This window comes from Tenacibaculum jejuense (assembly GCF_900198195.1).
In the GTDB taxonomy this organism is placed as follows: Bacteria; Bacteroidota; Bacteroidia; order Flavobacteriales; family Flavobacteriaceae; genus Polaribacter; species Polaribacter jejuensis.
The window spans coordinates 889,974-906,850 of record NZ_LT899436.1 but is presented as its reverse complement, the minus strand read 5'-3'; the positions used below and the strand labels follow the sequence as shown (position 1 = coordinate 906,850).

General features: G+C 30.6%; 18 protein-coding genes. 14 read left to right on the top strand and 4 right to left on the bottom strand.

Annotated elements, in window-relative coordinates; translation table 11 throughout:
* Positions 1 to 23: 23 nt before the first annotated feature.
* On the bottom strand, positions 24 to 2,555 hold the full coding sequence (locus AQ1685_RS04115) for a DUF5686 family protein (RefSeq protein WP_095069718.1): 2,532 nt from the start codon (positions 2,553 to 2,555) through the stop codon (positions 24 to 26).
* Between the two features lie 75 nt (positions 2,556 to 2,630).
* The gene (locus AQ1685_RS04110) at positions 2,631 to 3,611 is read right to left on the bottom strand and encodes a pyruvate dehydrogenase complex E1 component subunit beta (protein WP_095069717.1); all 981 of its coding nucleotides are present in this window, start codon (positions 3,609 to 3,611) and stop codon (positions 2,631 to 2,633) included.
* Positions 3,612 to 3,790: 179 nt separating this feature from the next.
* Between AQ1685_RS04110 and AQ1685_RS04105 the strand changes: the two genes are divergently transcribed.
* The 7 genes from AQ1685_RS04105 to AQ1685_RS04075 all read left to right on the top strand — a co-directional run bounded on the left by AQ1685_RS04105 (position 3,791) and on the right by AQ1685_RS04075 (position 9,721).
* A complete protein-coding gene (locus tag AQ1685_RS04105) occupies positions 3,791 to 4,531 on the top strand; it encodes an electron transfer flavoprotein subunit beta/FixA family protein (protein WP_095069716.1) in 741 nt (246 codons plus the stop codon).
* 69 nt (positions 4,532 to 4,600) lie between these two features.
* Positions 4,601 to 5,554 (top strand): electron transfer flavoprotein subunit alpha/FixB family protein, encoded by a 954-nt coding sequence (locus AQ1685_RS04100; RefSeq protein WP_095069713.1) that lies wholly within the window; start codon positions 4,601 to 4,603, stop codon positions 5,552 to 5,554.
* A 160-nt stretch (positions 5,555 to 5,714) separates the two neighbouring features.
* Entirely contained in the window at positions 5,715 to 6,323 is a 609-nt protein-coding gene (locus AQ1685_RS04095) for a bifunctional nuclease family protein (RefSeq protein ID WP_095069712.1), read from the top strand.
* 17 nt (positions 6,324 to 6,340) lie between these two features.
* Positions 6,341 to 8,065, top strand: a complete 1,725-nt coding sequence (locus tag AQ1685_RS04090) for a NupC/NupG family nucleoside CNT transporter (protein WP_095069711.1) — start codon at positions 6,341 to 6,343, stop codon at positions 8,063 to 8,065.
* A 33-nt stretch (positions 8,066 to 8,098) separates the two neighbouring features.
* Positions 8,099 to 8,458: a hypothetical protein gene (locus AQ1685_RS04085; RefSeq protein WP_157730085.1), complete on the top strand. Its 360-nt coding sequence runs from the start codon at positions 8,099 to 8,101 to the stop codon at positions 8,456 to 8,458.
* 61 nt (positions 8,459 to 8,519) lie between these two features.
* Complete coding sequence (locus AQ1685_RS04080) at positions 8,520 to 9,281, top strand: hypothetical protein (protein ID WP_095069709.1); 762 nt, start codon at positions 8,520 to 8,522, stop codon at positions 9,279 to 9,281.
* A 263-nt stretch (positions 9,282 to 9,544) separates the two neighbouring features.
* Entirely contained in the window at positions 9,545 to 9,721 is a 177-nt protein-coding gene (locus AQ1685_RS04075) for a hypothetical protein (protein ID WP_157730084.1), read from the top strand.
* A gap of 261 nt (positions 9,722 to 9,982) precedes the next feature.
* On the opposite strand, the gene AQ1685_RS04070 is transcribed toward AQ1685_RS04075, so the two are convergent.
* Positions 9,983 to 12,097 carry a T9SS type A sorting domain-containing protein gene (locus AQ1685_RS04070; RefSeq protein WP_095069707.1) on the bottom strand — a complete coding sequence of 705 codons (2,115 nt, stop codon included), beginning with the start codon at positions 12,095 to 12,097 and terminating at the stop codon, positions 9,983 to 9,985.
* A gap of 2 nt (positions 12,098 to 12,099) precedes the next feature.
* Entirely contained in the window at positions 12,100 to 13,164 is a 1,065-nt protein-coding gene (locus AQ1685_RS04065) for a hypothetical protein (RefSeq protein ID WP_095069706.1), read from the bottom strand.
* 230 nt (positions 13,165 to 13,394) lie between these two features.
* On the opposite strand from AQ1685_RS04065, the gene AQ1685_RS04060 reads away from it, so the two are divergent.
* From AQ1685_RS04060 to AQ1685_RS20580, 7 genes are all read left to right on the top strand, one after another.
* Entirely contained in the window at positions 13,395 to 13,571 is a 177-nt protein-coding gene (locus tag AQ1685_RS04060) for a hypothetical protein (protein WP_157730083.1), read from the top strand.
* A gap of 95 nt (positions 13,572 to 13,666) precedes the next feature.
* Positions 13,667 to 14,491, top strand: a complete 825-nt coding sequence (locus AQ1685_RS04055) for a thymidylate synthase (protein ID WP_095069704.1) — start codon at positions 13,667 to 13,669, stop codon at positions 14,489 to 14,491.
* Between the two features lie 90 nt (positions 14,492 to 14,581).
* Positions 14,582 to 14,767, top strand: a complete 186-nt coding sequence (locus AQ1685_RS04050) for a hypothetical protein (protein WP_095069702.1) — start codon at positions 14,582 to 14,584, stop codon at positions 14,765 to 14,767.
* Positions 14,768 to 14,782: 15 nt separating this feature from the next.
* Positions 14,783 to 15,268: a dihydrofolate reductase gene (locus tag AQ1685_RS04045; RefSeq protein ID WP_095069700.1), complete on the top strand. Its 486-nt coding sequence runs from the start codon at positions 14,783 to 14,785 to the stop codon at positions 15,266 to 15,268.
* Complete coding sequence (locus tag AQ1685_RS04040) at positions 15,268 to 15,729, top strand: GNAT family N-acetyltransferase (protein ID WP_095069698.1); 462 nt, start codon at positions 15,268 to 15,270, stop codon at positions 15,727 to 15,729. The genes AQ1685_RS04045 and AQ1685_RS04040 overlap by 1 nt, the downstream gene beginning before the upstream one ends.
* A gap of 2 nt (positions 15,730 to 15,731) precedes the next feature.
* Positions 15,732 to 16,625, top strand: coding sequence for a gliding motility-associated ABC transporter ATP-binding subunit GldA (gldA, locus tag AQ1685_RS04035; RefSeq protein ID WP_095069696.1), 894 nt, complete (start codon positions 15,732 to 15,734; stop codon positions 16,623 to 16,625).
* Positions 16,626 to 16,689: 64 nt separating this feature from the next.
* Positions 16,690 to 16,824 (top strand): hypothetical protein, encoded by a 135-nt coding sequence (locus AQ1685_RS20580; RefSeq protein WP_262509592.1) that lies wholly within the window; start codon positions 16,690 to 16,692, stop codon positions 16,822 to 16,824.
* Positions 16,825 to 16,877 lie beyond the last annotated feature (53 nt).

Here is a 16,877-nt window from a genome sequence, read left to right as displayed (position 1 = left end):
TTATTTTTAAGTTAAATAATCTTTTATAAATCAGGACGTATCCCTATTCTAATTGCAAACTTCGGAGTAGGTACTGCAATACTATTTGAAGGTGGGGTGTAATTACTTCTCCATATAGCGTCAATTCTAAGAAAACGTAAGTTTCCATACCCAATATTCTCTACACCAAAACCATATTCATAATACACTTGATTTGGTGCATTATAAAGAATATTTTCTGTGTTGCTAGCGTTGCGTAAACCATCATTTATAGCTCTATTTTCGTCTGAAATTGATCCATAAGCAGCTCTAAAGGTTGCTAAACTTCTTAATTTCAATTTTCTTAATAATGGAATACGATTTAAAATGAACCCATTAAAATGATGTTCAAAATGTGTTGAAACATATTGATCGGTTACAAAATCATAAAAATTCAACAATGAAAACGTATTTGGAACTAGTGAAAAAGATTGGTTTGCTGGTACAGCATTTAACAAAGAAGATGGTACAGTTCCAAAAACCTTTCCTCCTTCAATTGTAGTATCTAGTAAACCAAATTTTCCTAATAAAATTGGCTGATTATATTTTATCTGAATTTTATCATACTCATGTGTTCCATTTAAGAAACCTTTATATCCATGACGGTAGTTTATCACAATAGACGGAAAAACATTTCTTCCGAAACGTTGTTCTACTCCTAAACCGTAAACAAAACGACCAGGTGTAAAAGTTAAATAAACATCAGAAGCCACATCTACTACTTTAGATTGTAAATTTCCTAAATCATCTAAATAACTAGCAGAAAAGTTTTCAGGACTAGCAGACTGTATACGTGAATGAGAAAAGTTAAATCCAATATGAAAGTTATTATGTACAGCATAATCAAAATTAGACGCATACTTTTCTACTTTAGACAAGAAAAAGTTATTTCCTCTTGAGAAAAGTGCAGTAGATCCAAAAGTTCTTCCTAACAATTGAGTAGTATTTAACAAAGCACTCCCTAACTGTTCGATATCATTCTGATAAGCAACACTAGTAGAAATTCTTGGTTCGTAAGACAATAAATATTGTGCTTCTAAACCGTATTTTAGTCCTTTATCTTTAAATCCGTACGCTAAATGACCAGATAATCTAAATCGATCATCTTTAGTATTAAAAGTTCTAAAACCTAATCGAGTTCTAAAACCTTCCACTTCATTGCTAGCAAAGGCTGTCCAAAACGGACCAACTTGCATATTTAGAAAAGGTAAATTAACGAAACCACTAGAAATGGTATTGATAAAACCTGTTAGTCGTTTTATTTGTTTTTTTCCTTTTACTGAACTTATTAGTTTATATGTATCTTGATTATCTTCAATATCTTGTTTTGCCCAATATTCATCCGAACGGAAATATTGATCTGGTCTTATCTTTTGAATTTGACCTTTATAAAAATCATCAGCTAGAGGTTTGTCTAAAACATAATCACTATAGTTGATTGTTTTCTTAATTGTTAAACCTTTGTTGGCTTCGTTTTTATCTAAAAATGTAAAATCTCCCTCGTAAGCATTCTTTGTTGGAATATAAATACTATCATTTCGTACTTCGAATTCTTTTTCAAACGTTAAACCTCTTACAAAATTTAAGTTGGCACCTTTAACAACTTCCATACGAAGTTTTTTTAATGTGTAGGCTTTATCTGCAATCCAAAAATTACCTTTAAATGCTAAATCTTGGTCTCTAATTGGGAAGAAATATATGTTATATAACTTTGTATTATTTTGTACAACACTATCATATAAAACGTAATCGTAAGTAGCAAAACCATCCGTAGATAATGGGCTAACAAATGATTTTCTTAATAAAGTGATATTATTTCTAAATACATCTACATTTTGAAATGTCCTAGACATACGGTCGAACACAAAACCTTGAGCTCCTAAACCTTCTGACTTTTCAGCTTCAATATCTTCACGCTCATCATTATTCTTATTATTACCGTAAACTTTAGCAATTTGTTCATTGATATAAATTGGTATATAATAATTGATACCATCAGTATCGTATTTTACTTCTTTAATTGTCTCTTTATAATCTTTTTTGAAGATTTGTTTGATAAACGCTGTATCTAAGTTATTCAGCCCAATTTCTATAGCAGTATGTTTTTTAAATTGGTAATGATCTACCAAATCTATACCATTCTTTCGTTTGCGTTTCCAAACTTCTTTTAAAATTTTGTATGCAGGATTTTCCTTTTTCTTTAATCTCTTTTTAGGTTTCGTTACTAATATTACTTCATCTAAAATATCTGAACCTTCTTTTAAAACAATATTTAAAAATTTTGTTTTAGGAGTAATTGTTATGGTTTGCGTTTGAAAGCCCACAAAAGATATTTCTAAAACTCCTTTTCTCTTTTTTGTTCGAAAAGCAAACCTTCCATCATCATCAGTAGTTGTACCAGTTGTTGTTCCTTGTATAAATACATTCACAAATGGCATTGGGTTATCAAACTCATCCACTACTTTTCCTTTCACTATCAATTGTGCATTTGCTGTTAATCCTAACAAAATTGATAGTATAAAAAATTTAAATCTCATAGGCTCTTTTACACATCAAAATCCTTTTAACACATGGTGCTAAAAGGATTTAAATGGTTGTAATATAGTTTATTATTATTTTATATACATCACTTCTTTGACTGCCTGTATAACATCCCCCGAATTAGGCAACCATTTTTCTAATAAAACTGGAGAATACGGTGCAGGTGTATCTGCAGTAGTAATTCTCTTTATTGGAGCATCTAAATGATCAAATGCTTCATCTTGAACTCTAAATGTAATTTCTGAAGACACACTTCCAAATGGCCATGCTTCTTCTAAAATCACTAATCTATTTGTTTTTTTAACCGACTCTAAAATCGTTTTATGATCCATTGGTCGTACAGTTCTTAAATCAATTACTTCTACAGATATACCTTCTTCTGCTAATTGATCTGCTGCTTTGTACGCTTCTTTTATTATTTTCCCAAATGATACTACAGTAACATCTGTTCCTTCTTTTTTAATTTCTGCTACTCCAATAGGTAATACATATTCACCTTCAGGAATTTCCATCTTATCACCATACATCTGCTCAGACTCCATAAAAATTACTGGATCATCATCTCTAATAGCTGCTTTTAATAATCCTTTCGCATCATACGGATTAGATGGTACAATTACTTTTAGACCAGGACAATTTGCATACCAACTTTCAAAAGCTTGTGAGTGTGTTGCAGCCAATTGACCAGCAGATGCAGTTGGTCCTCTAAATACGATCGGACAATTAAATTGTCCTCCACTCATTTGACGAATCTTAGCTGCATTATTAATAATTTGATCAATCCCAACTAAAGAGAAATTAAAGGTCATGTATTCCACTATAGGTCTGTTTCCATTCATTGCAGATCCTACTGCAATTCCTCCAAAACCTAACTCAGCAATAGGTGTATCTATAACTCGTTTCTCTCCGAATTCATCTAACATACCTTTACTAGCTTTGTAAGCACCATTATATTCTGCTACTTCCTCCCCCATTAAATAGATGCTCTCATCGCGTCGCATCTCTTCGCTCATTGCCTCGCAGATTGCTTCTCTAAATTGAACTGTTTTCATGTGTTTTATTAAGTAGTTGTTGTTTATTGATTTGCAAAAGTATGAAATTCTTTACTAAAGAAATTAATACAATGTTAAAATGTATGTTATTTATCAACAAAATTTATTATGCATGCATAATAAATCAAAAAAAATATGTAAATTCGTAGCACAAATTAAGCGTACAAAAAACAATCCATATGAAAATATTAGTTTGTATCAGTCACGTACCTGATACCACTTCAAAAATTAACTTCACTGATAACGATACTAAGTTTGATACAAATGGAGTTCAGTTTGTTATAAACCCATATGATGAATTCAGTTTAACACGTGCAATGTGGTTTAAAGAAAAACAAGGTGCATCTGTTACTGTAGTAAATGTAGGAGGAGCTGAAACTGAGCCTACTTTACGTAAAGCATTAGCCATAGGAGCTGATGATGCAATTCGTGTTAATGTAGAACCAACTGATGGTTTATTAGTAGCTAAAGAATTAGCTGAAGTTGTAAAATCTGGAGGTTTTGATCTAGTGTTGGCAGGTAAAGAATCTGCTGATTACAACGGTCAAATGGTTCCTGGTATGTTAGCATCATTATTAGATTTCAATTTTGTTAACGGATGTGTTGGAATTGAAGTTGAAGGAAACAATGCTACATTAGAAAGAGAGATCGATGGTGGTGAAGAAAAAGTAGCTGCTAGCCTACCTTTAGTAGTAGCTGGTCAAAAAGGTATTGTTGAGGAGAAAGATCTTAGAATACCTAATATGAGAGGTATCATGATGGCTCGTAAAAAGCCTTTAAATGTTGTTGAAGCAACAGGTAGCAATGCCTCTACAAGCACAAAGAATTTCGAAAAGCCTGCTCCAAAAGGAGAGGTAAAATTAGTTGATAATGTAGATGATTTAATTAATCTTTTACACAACGAGGCTAAAGCAATTTAAATTTAAAATCAATTCTTTTTAATGGGTGTTGAAATATACACCCATTAAAAACTTAAAAAATTAAAAATTATGTCTGTATTAGTTTTTGCCGACTCTTCGGAAGGAAAATTTAAAAAAACAGCTTTTGAAGTTGTATCATACGGAAAAAAAGTAGCTGAACAATTAGGAACTAACTTAGTAACTTTATCTATCAACGGTGGAGATGCTAGTGAATTATACACTTACGGTGCAGATAAAGTAATTGAAGTTAAAAATGACTTAAGTTCTTTTAATGCTAAAGGTTATGCCGCAGTAATAAAACAAGTAGCAGAGGCACAGTCTTCAAATGTTGTTGTTATAGATTCTAGTGTAGATGGTTTAACATTAGCTCCATTAGTAGCTGTAGGCTTAGAAGCAGGATATGCTTCCAATGTAGTTGCATTACCTGACACTTCTAGTTCTTTTGTAGTGAAGCGTAAAGCTTTTTCAAATAAAGGATTTAATAACACTGAAATTTTAACTGAAAATAAGGTTATCGGTGTTGCTAAGAATTCATATGGAGCACATGAAAGTTCTGTTTCTGGTGCAACTGAAAGTTTTGATGCCTCTTTACCAGAATTAGGAGTATCTTCAGTTTCTATAGATAAAGCAACTGGAACTGTTACTATCGCTGATGCTGATGTTGTAGTATCTGCTGGCCGTGGATTAAAAGGTCCTGAAAACTGGGGAATGGTTGAAGAGTTAGCTGGTGTATTAGGCGCAGCTACAGCTTGTTCTAAACCAGTTTCTGATTTAGGATGGAGACCTCACAGCGAACATGTTGGGCAAACTGGAAAGCCTGTAGCTTCTAACTTATATATTGCAATAGGTATTTCTGGAGCTATTCAACACTTAGCAGGAGTTAACGCTTCTAAAGTAAAAGTTGTTATCAATAACGATCCTGAAGCACCTTTCTTTAAAGCTGCTGATTACGGAATCGTTGGAGACGCTTTTGAAGTAGTTCCTCAATTAATTGAAAAATTAAAAGCTTTTAAACAAGCTTAGGAATCAAAAGATATATTTAAAAAAACTCTAGAAATCAATTGTTTTTCTAGAGTTTTTATTTTTTAAAATTAAATCTTTCCGTAGTCATATTTTTTATTAAATTGTGGCACCCTAAAGGCAGTCTAATTAAAGACCGCTTTTTTTGTATGAAGACAGATACATGAGCCTAGTAAGACTAACTATTAAAGGAATTTCATATAGCCAAACACAAAGCGGAGCATATGCTTTAGTGCTTAGCGAAATGGAAGGAACTAGAACTTTACCAATTATTATCGGAGCATTTGAAGCACAATCGATTGCAATCGCATTAGAAAAAGAAATTCGACCTCCAAGACCACTTACCCATGATTTATTTAAATCTTTTGCTGAGCGTTTTAGCATTACTGTAAAACAGATTATTATTCATAAATTAGTAGATGGAGTCTTTTTTTCTAGTTTAATATGCGAACGTGATGGTGTAGAAGAAGTTATTGACACAAGAACTTCTGATGCTATAGCATTAGCCGTTCGTTTTCAAGCTCCAATTTTCACCTACGAAAATATATTAGACAAAGCTGGTATATATTTAAAGACAGAAGAAGAGTTGGGTAGTTCTGATGAAAATGACACTGATGACATCCATATTGAACAAGAAATTGAGTTTACAAGTACAGCTGACTTTTCTGATCTTTCTTTAAATGAACTTGAAGAACAATTGAATGAAGCTGTAAATAATGAAGATTACGAACTAGCTGCTAAAATAAGAGACGAGATTAGCAAGCGTTCATAAAACATAATATTCTTTGAATGAAAAAATTAATCACACTTCTTCTGTGTGTTTTTTCTTTTGCGTTGTTTTCGCAAAATATCGATAAAACATGGAAATTTAAATCTATACATAATAACTCTGGAACATCTTTAGTAGAAATAAATAAAAATGATTATTTCACATTGAATAAAGGGGAATTTTCATACTTCCTATCAGCTAAAGATAGTTTACATGCAACTGGAAATTATATTCATCAAAATAACTTATTAATTTTTAATTATAAGACACCAAAAGATACTGTTAGATATTACAATATTGTAACTCTAAATGATTCTATACTTTCAATTTCCGAAAAGGATGTCTTATATAATTTTTCAATAAAAACCACAATAACAGATCAAGCAACAGAAACTGTTAATACTACTCTTAAAAGTGAAGAAAACAAAATCATAGCTAGTCAAGGCTTCTCTACAAATAGTTTATGGAGAGGTACTTTAGGAATGCTAGTATTATTATTGATCGCTTTTCTTTTTAGTAATAACAAAAAAGCGATAGACTGGAAAACTGTAGGTTTAGGTTTAATTTTTCAACTATTTATTGCTGTTGGTGTTCTTAAAATTCCTCTAATTCAAAAGATTTTTAATGGTGTAGGACAACTTTTTGTAAGTGTTTTAGACTTTACTAGAGCAGGTAGTAAGTTTTTATTCGAAGGCTTAGTTGTGGATATGGATACTTTTGGATTCATCTTTGCCTTTCAAGTTTTACCTACAATAATTTTCTTTTCCGCTTTAACTTCTCTATTATTTTACTTAGGAATTATTCAAAAGGTAGTAAAAGTAATGGCTTGGACACTATCTAAAATCTTAAAAATTTCAGGTGCTGAGAGTTTGTCTGTTGCTGGAAATATATTTTTAGGACAAACAGAAGCGCCACTTTTGATTAAAGCTTACTTAGAAAAGATGACTCGTTCAGAAATTCTATTAGTAATGATTGGTGGTATGGCTACTGTAGCTGGAGCCGTTTTAGCTGCGTATATTGGATTTCTAGGAGGAGATGATCCTGTTTTACGCTTACAATTTGCAAAACATTTATTAGCTGCTTCTGTCATGGCTGCACCTGGAGCTATTGTAATTTCGAAAATTTTGTACCCTCAGACTGAAGAAATTAATACTGATGTTAAAGTATCTTCTGAAAAAATAGGTTCTAACGTTTTAGATGCTATTGCTAATGGTACTACTGAAGGTTTACAATTAGCCATGAATGTAGGAGCTATGCTATTGGTGTTTGTAGCATTTATTGCAATGATAAATGGTATGTTAGGATGGATTGGTGATGTAACGAATTTAAATGTTTGGATGGCCGCTAATACTTCTTACAACGCTTTATCAATAGAAGCAATTTTAGGATATATTTTTGCTCCTTTAATGTGGTTAATTGGAGTTGCAAGTGAAGACACAGCTTTAATGGGACAATTATTAGGTATAAAATTAGCTGCTAGTGAATTTGTTGGATACATTCAATTAGCAGAATTAAAAGATATAAGCAACACTACACATTTAACTTATAATAAATCTGTAATAATGGCAACGTATATGTTGTGTGGTTTTGCTAATTTTGCATCAATTGGTATACAAATTGGAGGAATTGGTTCTCTAGCTCCCGGACAAAGAAAAACATTATCAGAATTTGGTATAAAAGCTTTAATTGGAGGAACTATTGCTTCTTTAATGTCTGCCACAATTGCTGGAATGATAATAGGATAAACTTTAATAAATTAACCTTTTTTAAAATCTGCTTTGGAATCTCTATTTATAATATTGATTGGATTTGCCGTCATTAGTCTATATGACGTAATTAGCTCTATACTATCCAGAGTTTTAAACTTTGAATATGTGTGGTTTGCTTTTGGATCATTTATTATTTATGGAATAACAGCAGTATATTTAAAATTAAATGGAACTTTTGTTTCTGCAATTATAGGTAGTTTTTTACTGGGAGTTTTCGATACTACTGTTGGACTTATTATCGCTAGAGTTTTTAAAGCTAAAATTTCTGATCAAGATAAAGAGTTAGTCAAAATAACTCCAATTTTAATTTTACAAATGGGAGTTATTGCTTCAATTATTGGAGCGATATCAATTATTGCTTTTGCTTAAAATCTCAGGTTAAAATTTATTATTGTAATTAACGTTATATTAGTAGTAATAATACCTAGCTATGAAAAAAACATTAATTCTATTATTTATTTTAATCTCTTACAAAACATATTCACAGACAAAAACTATACATGTATATGTAGCGTTGTGTGATAATGAATTTCAAGGTATAGTTCCAGTACCTAAAAAGTTGGGCAATGGTAAAGATCCTTATAATAACCTATACTGGGGAGCTGCATACGGTGTGAAATCATTTTTAAAATATAAAAGTAAAAACTGGAAGTTAGTCGCTAAACTTTCCACCCAAAATTCCAATATTTTAGAACGAGTTTTATTTAAACATATATCTAAAGACGCTTATTTACTTGCAGATGCTTATGATGGTGAAAAGATAAAAAATTGTACTCAGGATTTTTTATTAGCTTCTAATCAGCAAAAAAAAGAAACTATAAATTTTCAATCTAAAACGCTTTCCTTTGGTGGTACAGCAAATTTAATATCATACATAGGTCATGATGGTTTAATGGAGTTCAATGTAAATTTGAATTATCAGAATACAAGCCCTAAAAAAAATGATGTTATCATTTTAGCTTGTTATAGTAAACACTTTTTCTCTGATCATATAAAAAAAGCTGGTGCTAACCCAATACTTTGGACTACCAATTTAATGGCACCTGAGGCTTATACATTAACTGCTGCTGTAAAAGGTTGGTTGTCGAATGCTCCTGCTAGTACTATTCATGAAAAGGTTGCAAAAGCATATCATAAATATCAAAAATGCGGACTAAAAGGCGCAAGAAATTTATTTTCCGTCAAATTTTAAAATTTATTAATAAAAAGCGTAAAAAATATATAAATCATAAAAAACAATAGCTTTTTTTGTTATATTTACACAACCTCTAAATTAATCAAATAAAAAGAAACCTAATTTCATATTAAAATATGCTCGCATAGTTTAATCATATATTCCATTTAAAAGACGAGTTAATATCTGAATCTCTCTATAATTTCCTATCCTTCTTTTCTATTTATATTAATTTTTGGGTTTACGTTTCACGTAAAATATTAACCAAAACCTATTACATTATGAAAAACTTACTAAAACTAGACGGTGTAAAAATTTTACAACGTGAACAATTACAACAAATTAAAGGATCCATAAGAACGTATTGCAAAGGAAGAAACAGGTGTTGTTTTCAAATAAACGGCACAGAATACTGTGAGCCAGGTCGTTGTTCTATTTATGGCTGTATGTTTTATTAAACTAGAATTCTAATCTTTTTCAACCACAAATAATTTTCAAACCTTCAAAAATCTACAGCTTTATTAAGTTAAAGCTGTAGATTAAATTAAAATCTCATCATACTAAAAACTTAAAAATTTAACCAGATGAAAGAGTATTGTGTAATGCTAAGTAACTTCGAATTCTGAGGCTATAGGTATTGTGTTTGAGACAGATGTATTTGAGCATAACTTTTTTAAAATAAAAAATAACCTAATGATTCGTTTGTTACTTTCTGTCCATTAATTTTTTAATATTCTTTTAAAGTCACTAGTTCCATTTAAAAAATTTACTTTTACAAAATACATGCCTTTAGGTAAATTATTTACATGAATAGTTTGTAAAGTATCTGACTTAAAATTACCCTTAGTCATAGTTTTACCAGTAATATCAATAACCCTCCACTCTAAAGGTATTCTACTACTTTTCACATATAAAACATCATCAACAGGAATGGGATAAAACAGTAACTCATCTGCATTTTCTTTAACTATAATTTCTTCTATATCCTCTAAATATTTTGGAGGAAATACGATAGATTGGTTAGGAATAAACTTAAAATCATCATGATAAACAGTAGAACTAAATGTATTTTCATTATTAACAACTCTATTCATTTGAGAACCTGCTCCAGGATAATTACAAACAATTTCTCCTCTAAATCTATGAGTACTCTCAGTTGGTTTAAAGTAAAATCCATTCTTCATAAATATCGTATTCGAATGTGTTATATCAATATTTTCTTCTGAAGTATAATCAGTATTTAAAACTAAAGGAGCTGCACTACATGGCACATACTCTTCCCCTATCCATTGTGCAAAATACTCTCTAAGTACTTCTTCTTGTGATGGATCTTTTTGAATCAAATTATCTCGCCACTTTTCTAAAGCATGATGTCTTGAACTTTCTAAAGCATAAAAAATTTGATTATGATTAAAACCCGAAACATTATCTACAATAGTACAGGTATTATTACTCTGTTTATTATCCATTAGATCTCGAACTATAAATTTTGGATATAAATCATCTATTCTTTCATCTAAATCATTACACGCATATGGGTGTACTGAATGCAAATTAAATTTAAATTTACTCGCATAATCTGCAATACCATCTGCCCAAGCTTCTGTTGCCATTCTACTCTGCTTATAACGCGTGCTATCTGTTAGTTCCAAAAAGAGATATGCCCAATTTCCAACCCATCTCCAGTGTGCAGCGTGACCTAGTTCGTGAATTACAATATCGTATATATTATGATAAGGTTTATTCTGTTGATCTATATAAATATCACTGAAATCGCCAGGGATTGCAAAACCAAATGACTGATTATCTTGCTGATGAAACATTGGTGCGAATGGTCTTTCTATAAATGGAAAATTAAATGCTGCAATTCTTAATTTATTTGGAGGTGGCAAAATGTCTAAATTAGGAGCATATGTATAATGATAATCATGAACTCCTCTCATGATAGCACCCCATTTGTATGAACTAGTTCCTCGATGCGATCTATATTCCCAATGACCTTCTCTTCTTGGTCCGTCTAAAAAAGCTCCACCATAATATAAATACAAAGGTGAAAAAGGTCCTGGTAAAATACTTGCATGTTGATTCTTATAAATTACACCGAAATTAACTTTTCCTCTAAATTTTTTTGAAACCTGAAAATAGCCATCGTTATCAGTGATTCCTTTAGATATTTTAAACCACTTTCTAACTCTTCCAACAACATTAGGAACTCCGTCATAGCGTTCATTTTCTCTATAAATTGATCCAGAAATAGGATTACTAACTAGTATTTGTCCAGAAGGTCTATATTTTGGAGATCTCGTTGCTGTTACAGAATTTTTAGTCAAAATCAATGATTTTTCTTCTAAATCAGTATAAAAATTTACAGCTGATGAGTTATCTGGAGGTAAAAATAATTCTTCTAAAACTTGATAAGTAATATGTTGTATCGCCTCAGGAATTATATCTTCTATTTTAATAACCGTATAATACCAAGTAGGTCTATCATCAGGTATGCTTGGATCATGATAATAATTACCTTCTTGTTCAATTTCATAATCTAATGGATGATCAAAAAGTTCTAATATGGAAACATTCATTAACTCATGTAGTTCTTTATTATCTTTTGGCAGAAATCTCACATAGAGATGATTTGCAGATATGTATGTTAAAGGACTTTTAGTTTTTTTTTGTTTAGATAAACTATTAAAAGCTTTCTGCATATTCTCTACGGAATATGCATTCACTAATTTCTTTCCAAGTACAATTGGAACAATTTCAACTTTAGTTTCTTGCCCGATTAATGTGTAAAAAGAAAAAAATAAAAGAATATAACTATAAATATTTTTCATTTCTATTGCTTTTTATTTTTTTCCTCTAACGCCTTTATTCTCTTTTCTTGTGCTATTGTATAAAGCGTTAATTCCTCTATTTTTTGGAGTAATAAATTTGTCATTTCACTTACTTTAATCCCTTTTTTTTTCATTTCTTTGGCAGAGGGAACAGACGGTAAATGATGATTTTTCTTAGTGTAATCTTCTACTTCTTTTAAAGTAGGCATGATATAATCTGACTTTAATTTTGATGTGCCTTCGTAATACTTTTCAAATACATAATCGGCCGGAACATTCAAATCTATTTTTACTTCTTCTGCATGAATTTTTCCTTTCACGGTTAATTCTGCATCAGGATTGTATGTACCAATACCTATATTTCCACTAGCGATTAAATTCCCTTCAATGAGACTATTACCATCTTTTACAATAAACTTATAATTGTCTGCTAATAGATAATCTCCAAAACCACCAATTACTATTCTTGAATTTGCTTGTGGCAAATGAACAAATGCTCCAGTAGTTGAAGACTTAGAAGCTTTAAAAAATTCTTGTTGATTTTCATCACTTAACCCTAAATAAGTAGTGTTAGCATGCGAACTAAAATCCATTCTTAAAGTTCCATCAACATTAAAAAAACTATACCCAGAGTAATCGTTACTAGAACCAAAATTAAATAGTCTGTGTTCTGAACTTACAGTTTTCCCCATTTGTAAGAAACGACCTCCGTTAGCAACTGGATTTATAATTAACTTTTTTACTCTAGCATTTCCATTTACATCTAAAAGTTCTTCAGGAGATAATAAACCAATACCTACCTTGTCATTATTAAAAGTTACTCTATTTTTCCAACCAAGATCATTGATATCTTCATTCTTAACTTGCAAAGTTAAAATTGGATTTTGAGATTTATCCGTTCTATTTATAAATCTATAAGAGGATATACCAGATCTGGTTTCTCCATGAATAAATTCAAGTGTTTTACCATATCCCAAATTACTTTTTAAACTATCAAAGTTTACTGTTTGAGAAAATGATAAAGACGTAACGAATAATGTTAGTACAGTAAAAGTTATTGTTTTCATATTTATTTTGTTTTATCAGCTGGTGAAATAAATATTATTCAATTCTTAAAACAATATCAAACTCGTTAACGTCGATGACTATTTCATTAACGTATTGTCAACACTATTTTTATTTTAAATCCTCATAAAACAACTTTTTCACTACAGAATTGCTACAAACATCCACTCAAAACTTTTTATCATCGGTAAAATAAATACTTTACTAAAATCAACTTTAAATCATATTAAACATGAAAAAAATCTCAAACTTAAATGGGGTAAAAATCCTTACAAAAAAAGAATTAAGTACTATTGAAGGCGCGGTATTTGGAGGAACTGTGTGTAGAGGGAACAGATGTTATTTATCATTACCAACTGGTGAATTCTTTGTAGGTTACTGTCGTTTTGGTAGCTGTACTTATGTTTAAAAAATTCAGTTAATAACTTACTGAAAACAATTTTCAAAGCACTAACAAAACATGTTAGTGCTTTTTTATTTTTGCAGTAATAATTTATAAAGTAAATGCAACAATATTTAGATTTAGTTAAACACGTTTTAGAAAACGGAAATGAAAAAGGAGATAGAACAGGAACAGGTACTAAGAGTGTTTTTGGATATCAAATGCGTTTTGATTTAAGTGAAGGTTTTCCGATGGTAACAACTAAAAAACTTCATCTTAAGTCTATTATTTATGAGTTATTATGGTTTATAAAAGGTGATACGAATGTTAAATATTTACAAGATAATGGAGTTCGTATTTGGAATGAATGGGCAGATGAGAATGGAGATTTAGGTCCTGTTTATGGACATCAATGGCGTAACTGGAATAGTGAAGAAATAGATCAGCTTAAGGAGGTTATAGAAACTTTAAAAAAGAACCCTAATAGTAGAAGAATGTTAATTTCTGCTTGGAATCCTAGTGTTATGCCTGATACATCTATTTCATTCTCCGACAATGTTGCTAATGGTAAAGCTGCATTACCTCCATGCCATGCATTTTTTCAATTTTATGTAGCAGATGGTAAGCTTTCTTGTCAGTTATATCAAAGAAGTGCAGATATATTTTTAGGCGTTCCTTTTAACATTGCTAGTTATGCTTTATTTACCATGATGGTTGCACAAGTTTGTGGTTACGAAGCTGGTGAATTTATTCATACTTTTGGTGATGCTCACATTTACAATAACCACAAAGAACAAGTAGAATTACAATTGAGTAGAGATCCTAGACCTCTTCCAAAAATGAAATTAAACCCTTCAATAAAAAATATTGAAGATTTTACCTTCGAAGACTTTGAATTACTGGATTACAACCCGCATCCACACATCAAAGGAAAAGTAGCGGTTTAATTTTTTAACTTTCTTTTATTTATTTTAACCACTTAAGATTTATAAAATCTAATTAAATTAGTAACCTGAACCTATTAAGTTTTAACAAAAATGATAGCAGAAATCGATACTATAAAAGAGGACATCTATGATATAGTTGCTGAAATTGATGATGAAAATGTGTTATTGGCTATTAAAACCATCATACAAAACATACACTCGAACACAAAAGATAATGATGTAACCGATAAAAGAGATTTAGTAGGTTACATTAAAGAATGGGTTAAAAACATGTAAACCCAAAATACATTTATGATTACCTTAATTGCGGCTATAGGCCAGAATAACGAGTTAGGAAAAGACAACGATTTAATTTGGCACTTACCTGAAGATTTGAAACGTTTTAAGAAAGTGACTTCTGGACATCATATCTTAATGGGTAGAAATACTTTTGAAAGTATTGGAAAACCTCTTCCTAATAGAACTAGTATTATAATTACCCGAAATAATGACTATTTTAAAGATGGTTGTTTGATTGCTGATAGTATTGAAAAAGCTATTGAACTTACTGAGGGAAAAAATGCTTTTATTATTGGAGGAGCACAAATTTATGAGCAAACTTTAGAAAAAAGATTAGCCGATCGCTTAGATATCACCCTTATTCATAAAACATTCGATGCTGATGTATTTTTCCCAAAAATTGATACTACAGTATGGAAAGAGGTATCGCGTGAAGATTTTAAAGCAGACGAAAAAAATAAATACGATTATAGTTTCGTTTCTTACGAAAGAAAGTAATGGAATTTATAAAAGTTAGCACTTTACATTATAACGAAATACAATCTTTAAAAGAACTATGGAATGCTGAATATCCTGAGTGTATTCGGTACAATACTACGAATGAGTTTAATAATTATTTAGATTCTTTAATAAAAGTGAATCATGTTCTTGTGAAAGAGAATAACACTATTGTGGGTTGGTATGCTGATTTTGAACGAGAAGAAGAACGTTGGTTTTTGATGATTCTTAATCAGAAAACTCAGGGAAAAGGAATTGGAAAACACCTCATTTCAAATGCCAAACAAAATCATTCTATTTTAAATGGTTGGGTAGTAACCAATAATGATTATAAGAAATCAGATGGAACGTTATATAAATCTCCTATTGGTTTCTATAAAAAATTAGGCTTTACTTTTTTTGAAGATATTACATTAAACTCTTCAGGATTGAAAGCTATTAAAATTCAATTAAAAAGTTAATTATGTCGATTCAACTTTCAGCAATAACGAAAACTTACGGAACACAAAAAGCAGTCAATAATATTTCATTTTCAGCAAAAAGAGGAGAAATTGTTGGTTTTTTAGGCCCTAATGCTGCTGGAAAATCTACTACAATGAAAGTATTAACAGGCTTTTTACAACCAGACGAAGGAACTGTTTTTGTAGATGATATTGACGTGATTAAAAATCCTATTGAAGCTCAAAAAAAAGTTGGATATCTTCCAGAACATAATCCGTTATATTTGGATATGTATGTGAAGGAATATTTACAATTTCACGCTAATATTCATAACATATCAAAAGATTTAATTCCAGACTGTATTACTAAAGTTGGATTAGATAAAGAATCTCATAAAAAGATTGGACAATTATCTAAAGGATATCGTCAACGAGTTGGCCTTGCAGCTGCAATTTTACACAATCCTGCGGTTTTAATTTTAGATGAACCAACTACGGGTTTAGATCCTAATCAGCTAATAGAAATTAGAGCTTTAATTAAAGAATTAGGAAAAGATAAAACTGTATTACTTTCTACACATATCATGCAAGAAGTAGAAGCTGTTTGTGATCGTGTAATTATTATTAATAACGGAGAGATTGTAGTAGACAAAAAACTAACTGAACTCAAAGACAGTAATACACAAACTATAAAGGTTGGTTTTGATTATAAGATTGAAGAGCAATTCTTACAGCGTTTAGCTAATATTACAACGATTAAAAACAATTACGACAACTCTTGGACACTCACATTTGAAACAGAAGAAGATATGCGTCCGAAATTATTTGACTTCGCACAAGAATACGGATTAAAAATCTTAGAATTGAACTCTGAAAATAAAAATTTAGAAACATTATTCAGAGAATTAACAAAGTAATCTATAGAAAATGGTGGATACTGAAAAACCAAAACAGAGTAAGTAATAATACAAAAATTAAATAATGAAAAAAACGCTTGATAGTTTTAAAAAAGAAAACAAAAGTATTCTTAAGAAAAAGTCTTTACACACTGTGTACGGAGGAAACTCTTCTGATAAAGGGAAAAAAGTAGTATTTTGGTACCTTCCTGAAGGATAAAAACACCAAAAAAACACAATAGGAAACGTTAGGGTTTCCTATTGTGTTTTTTA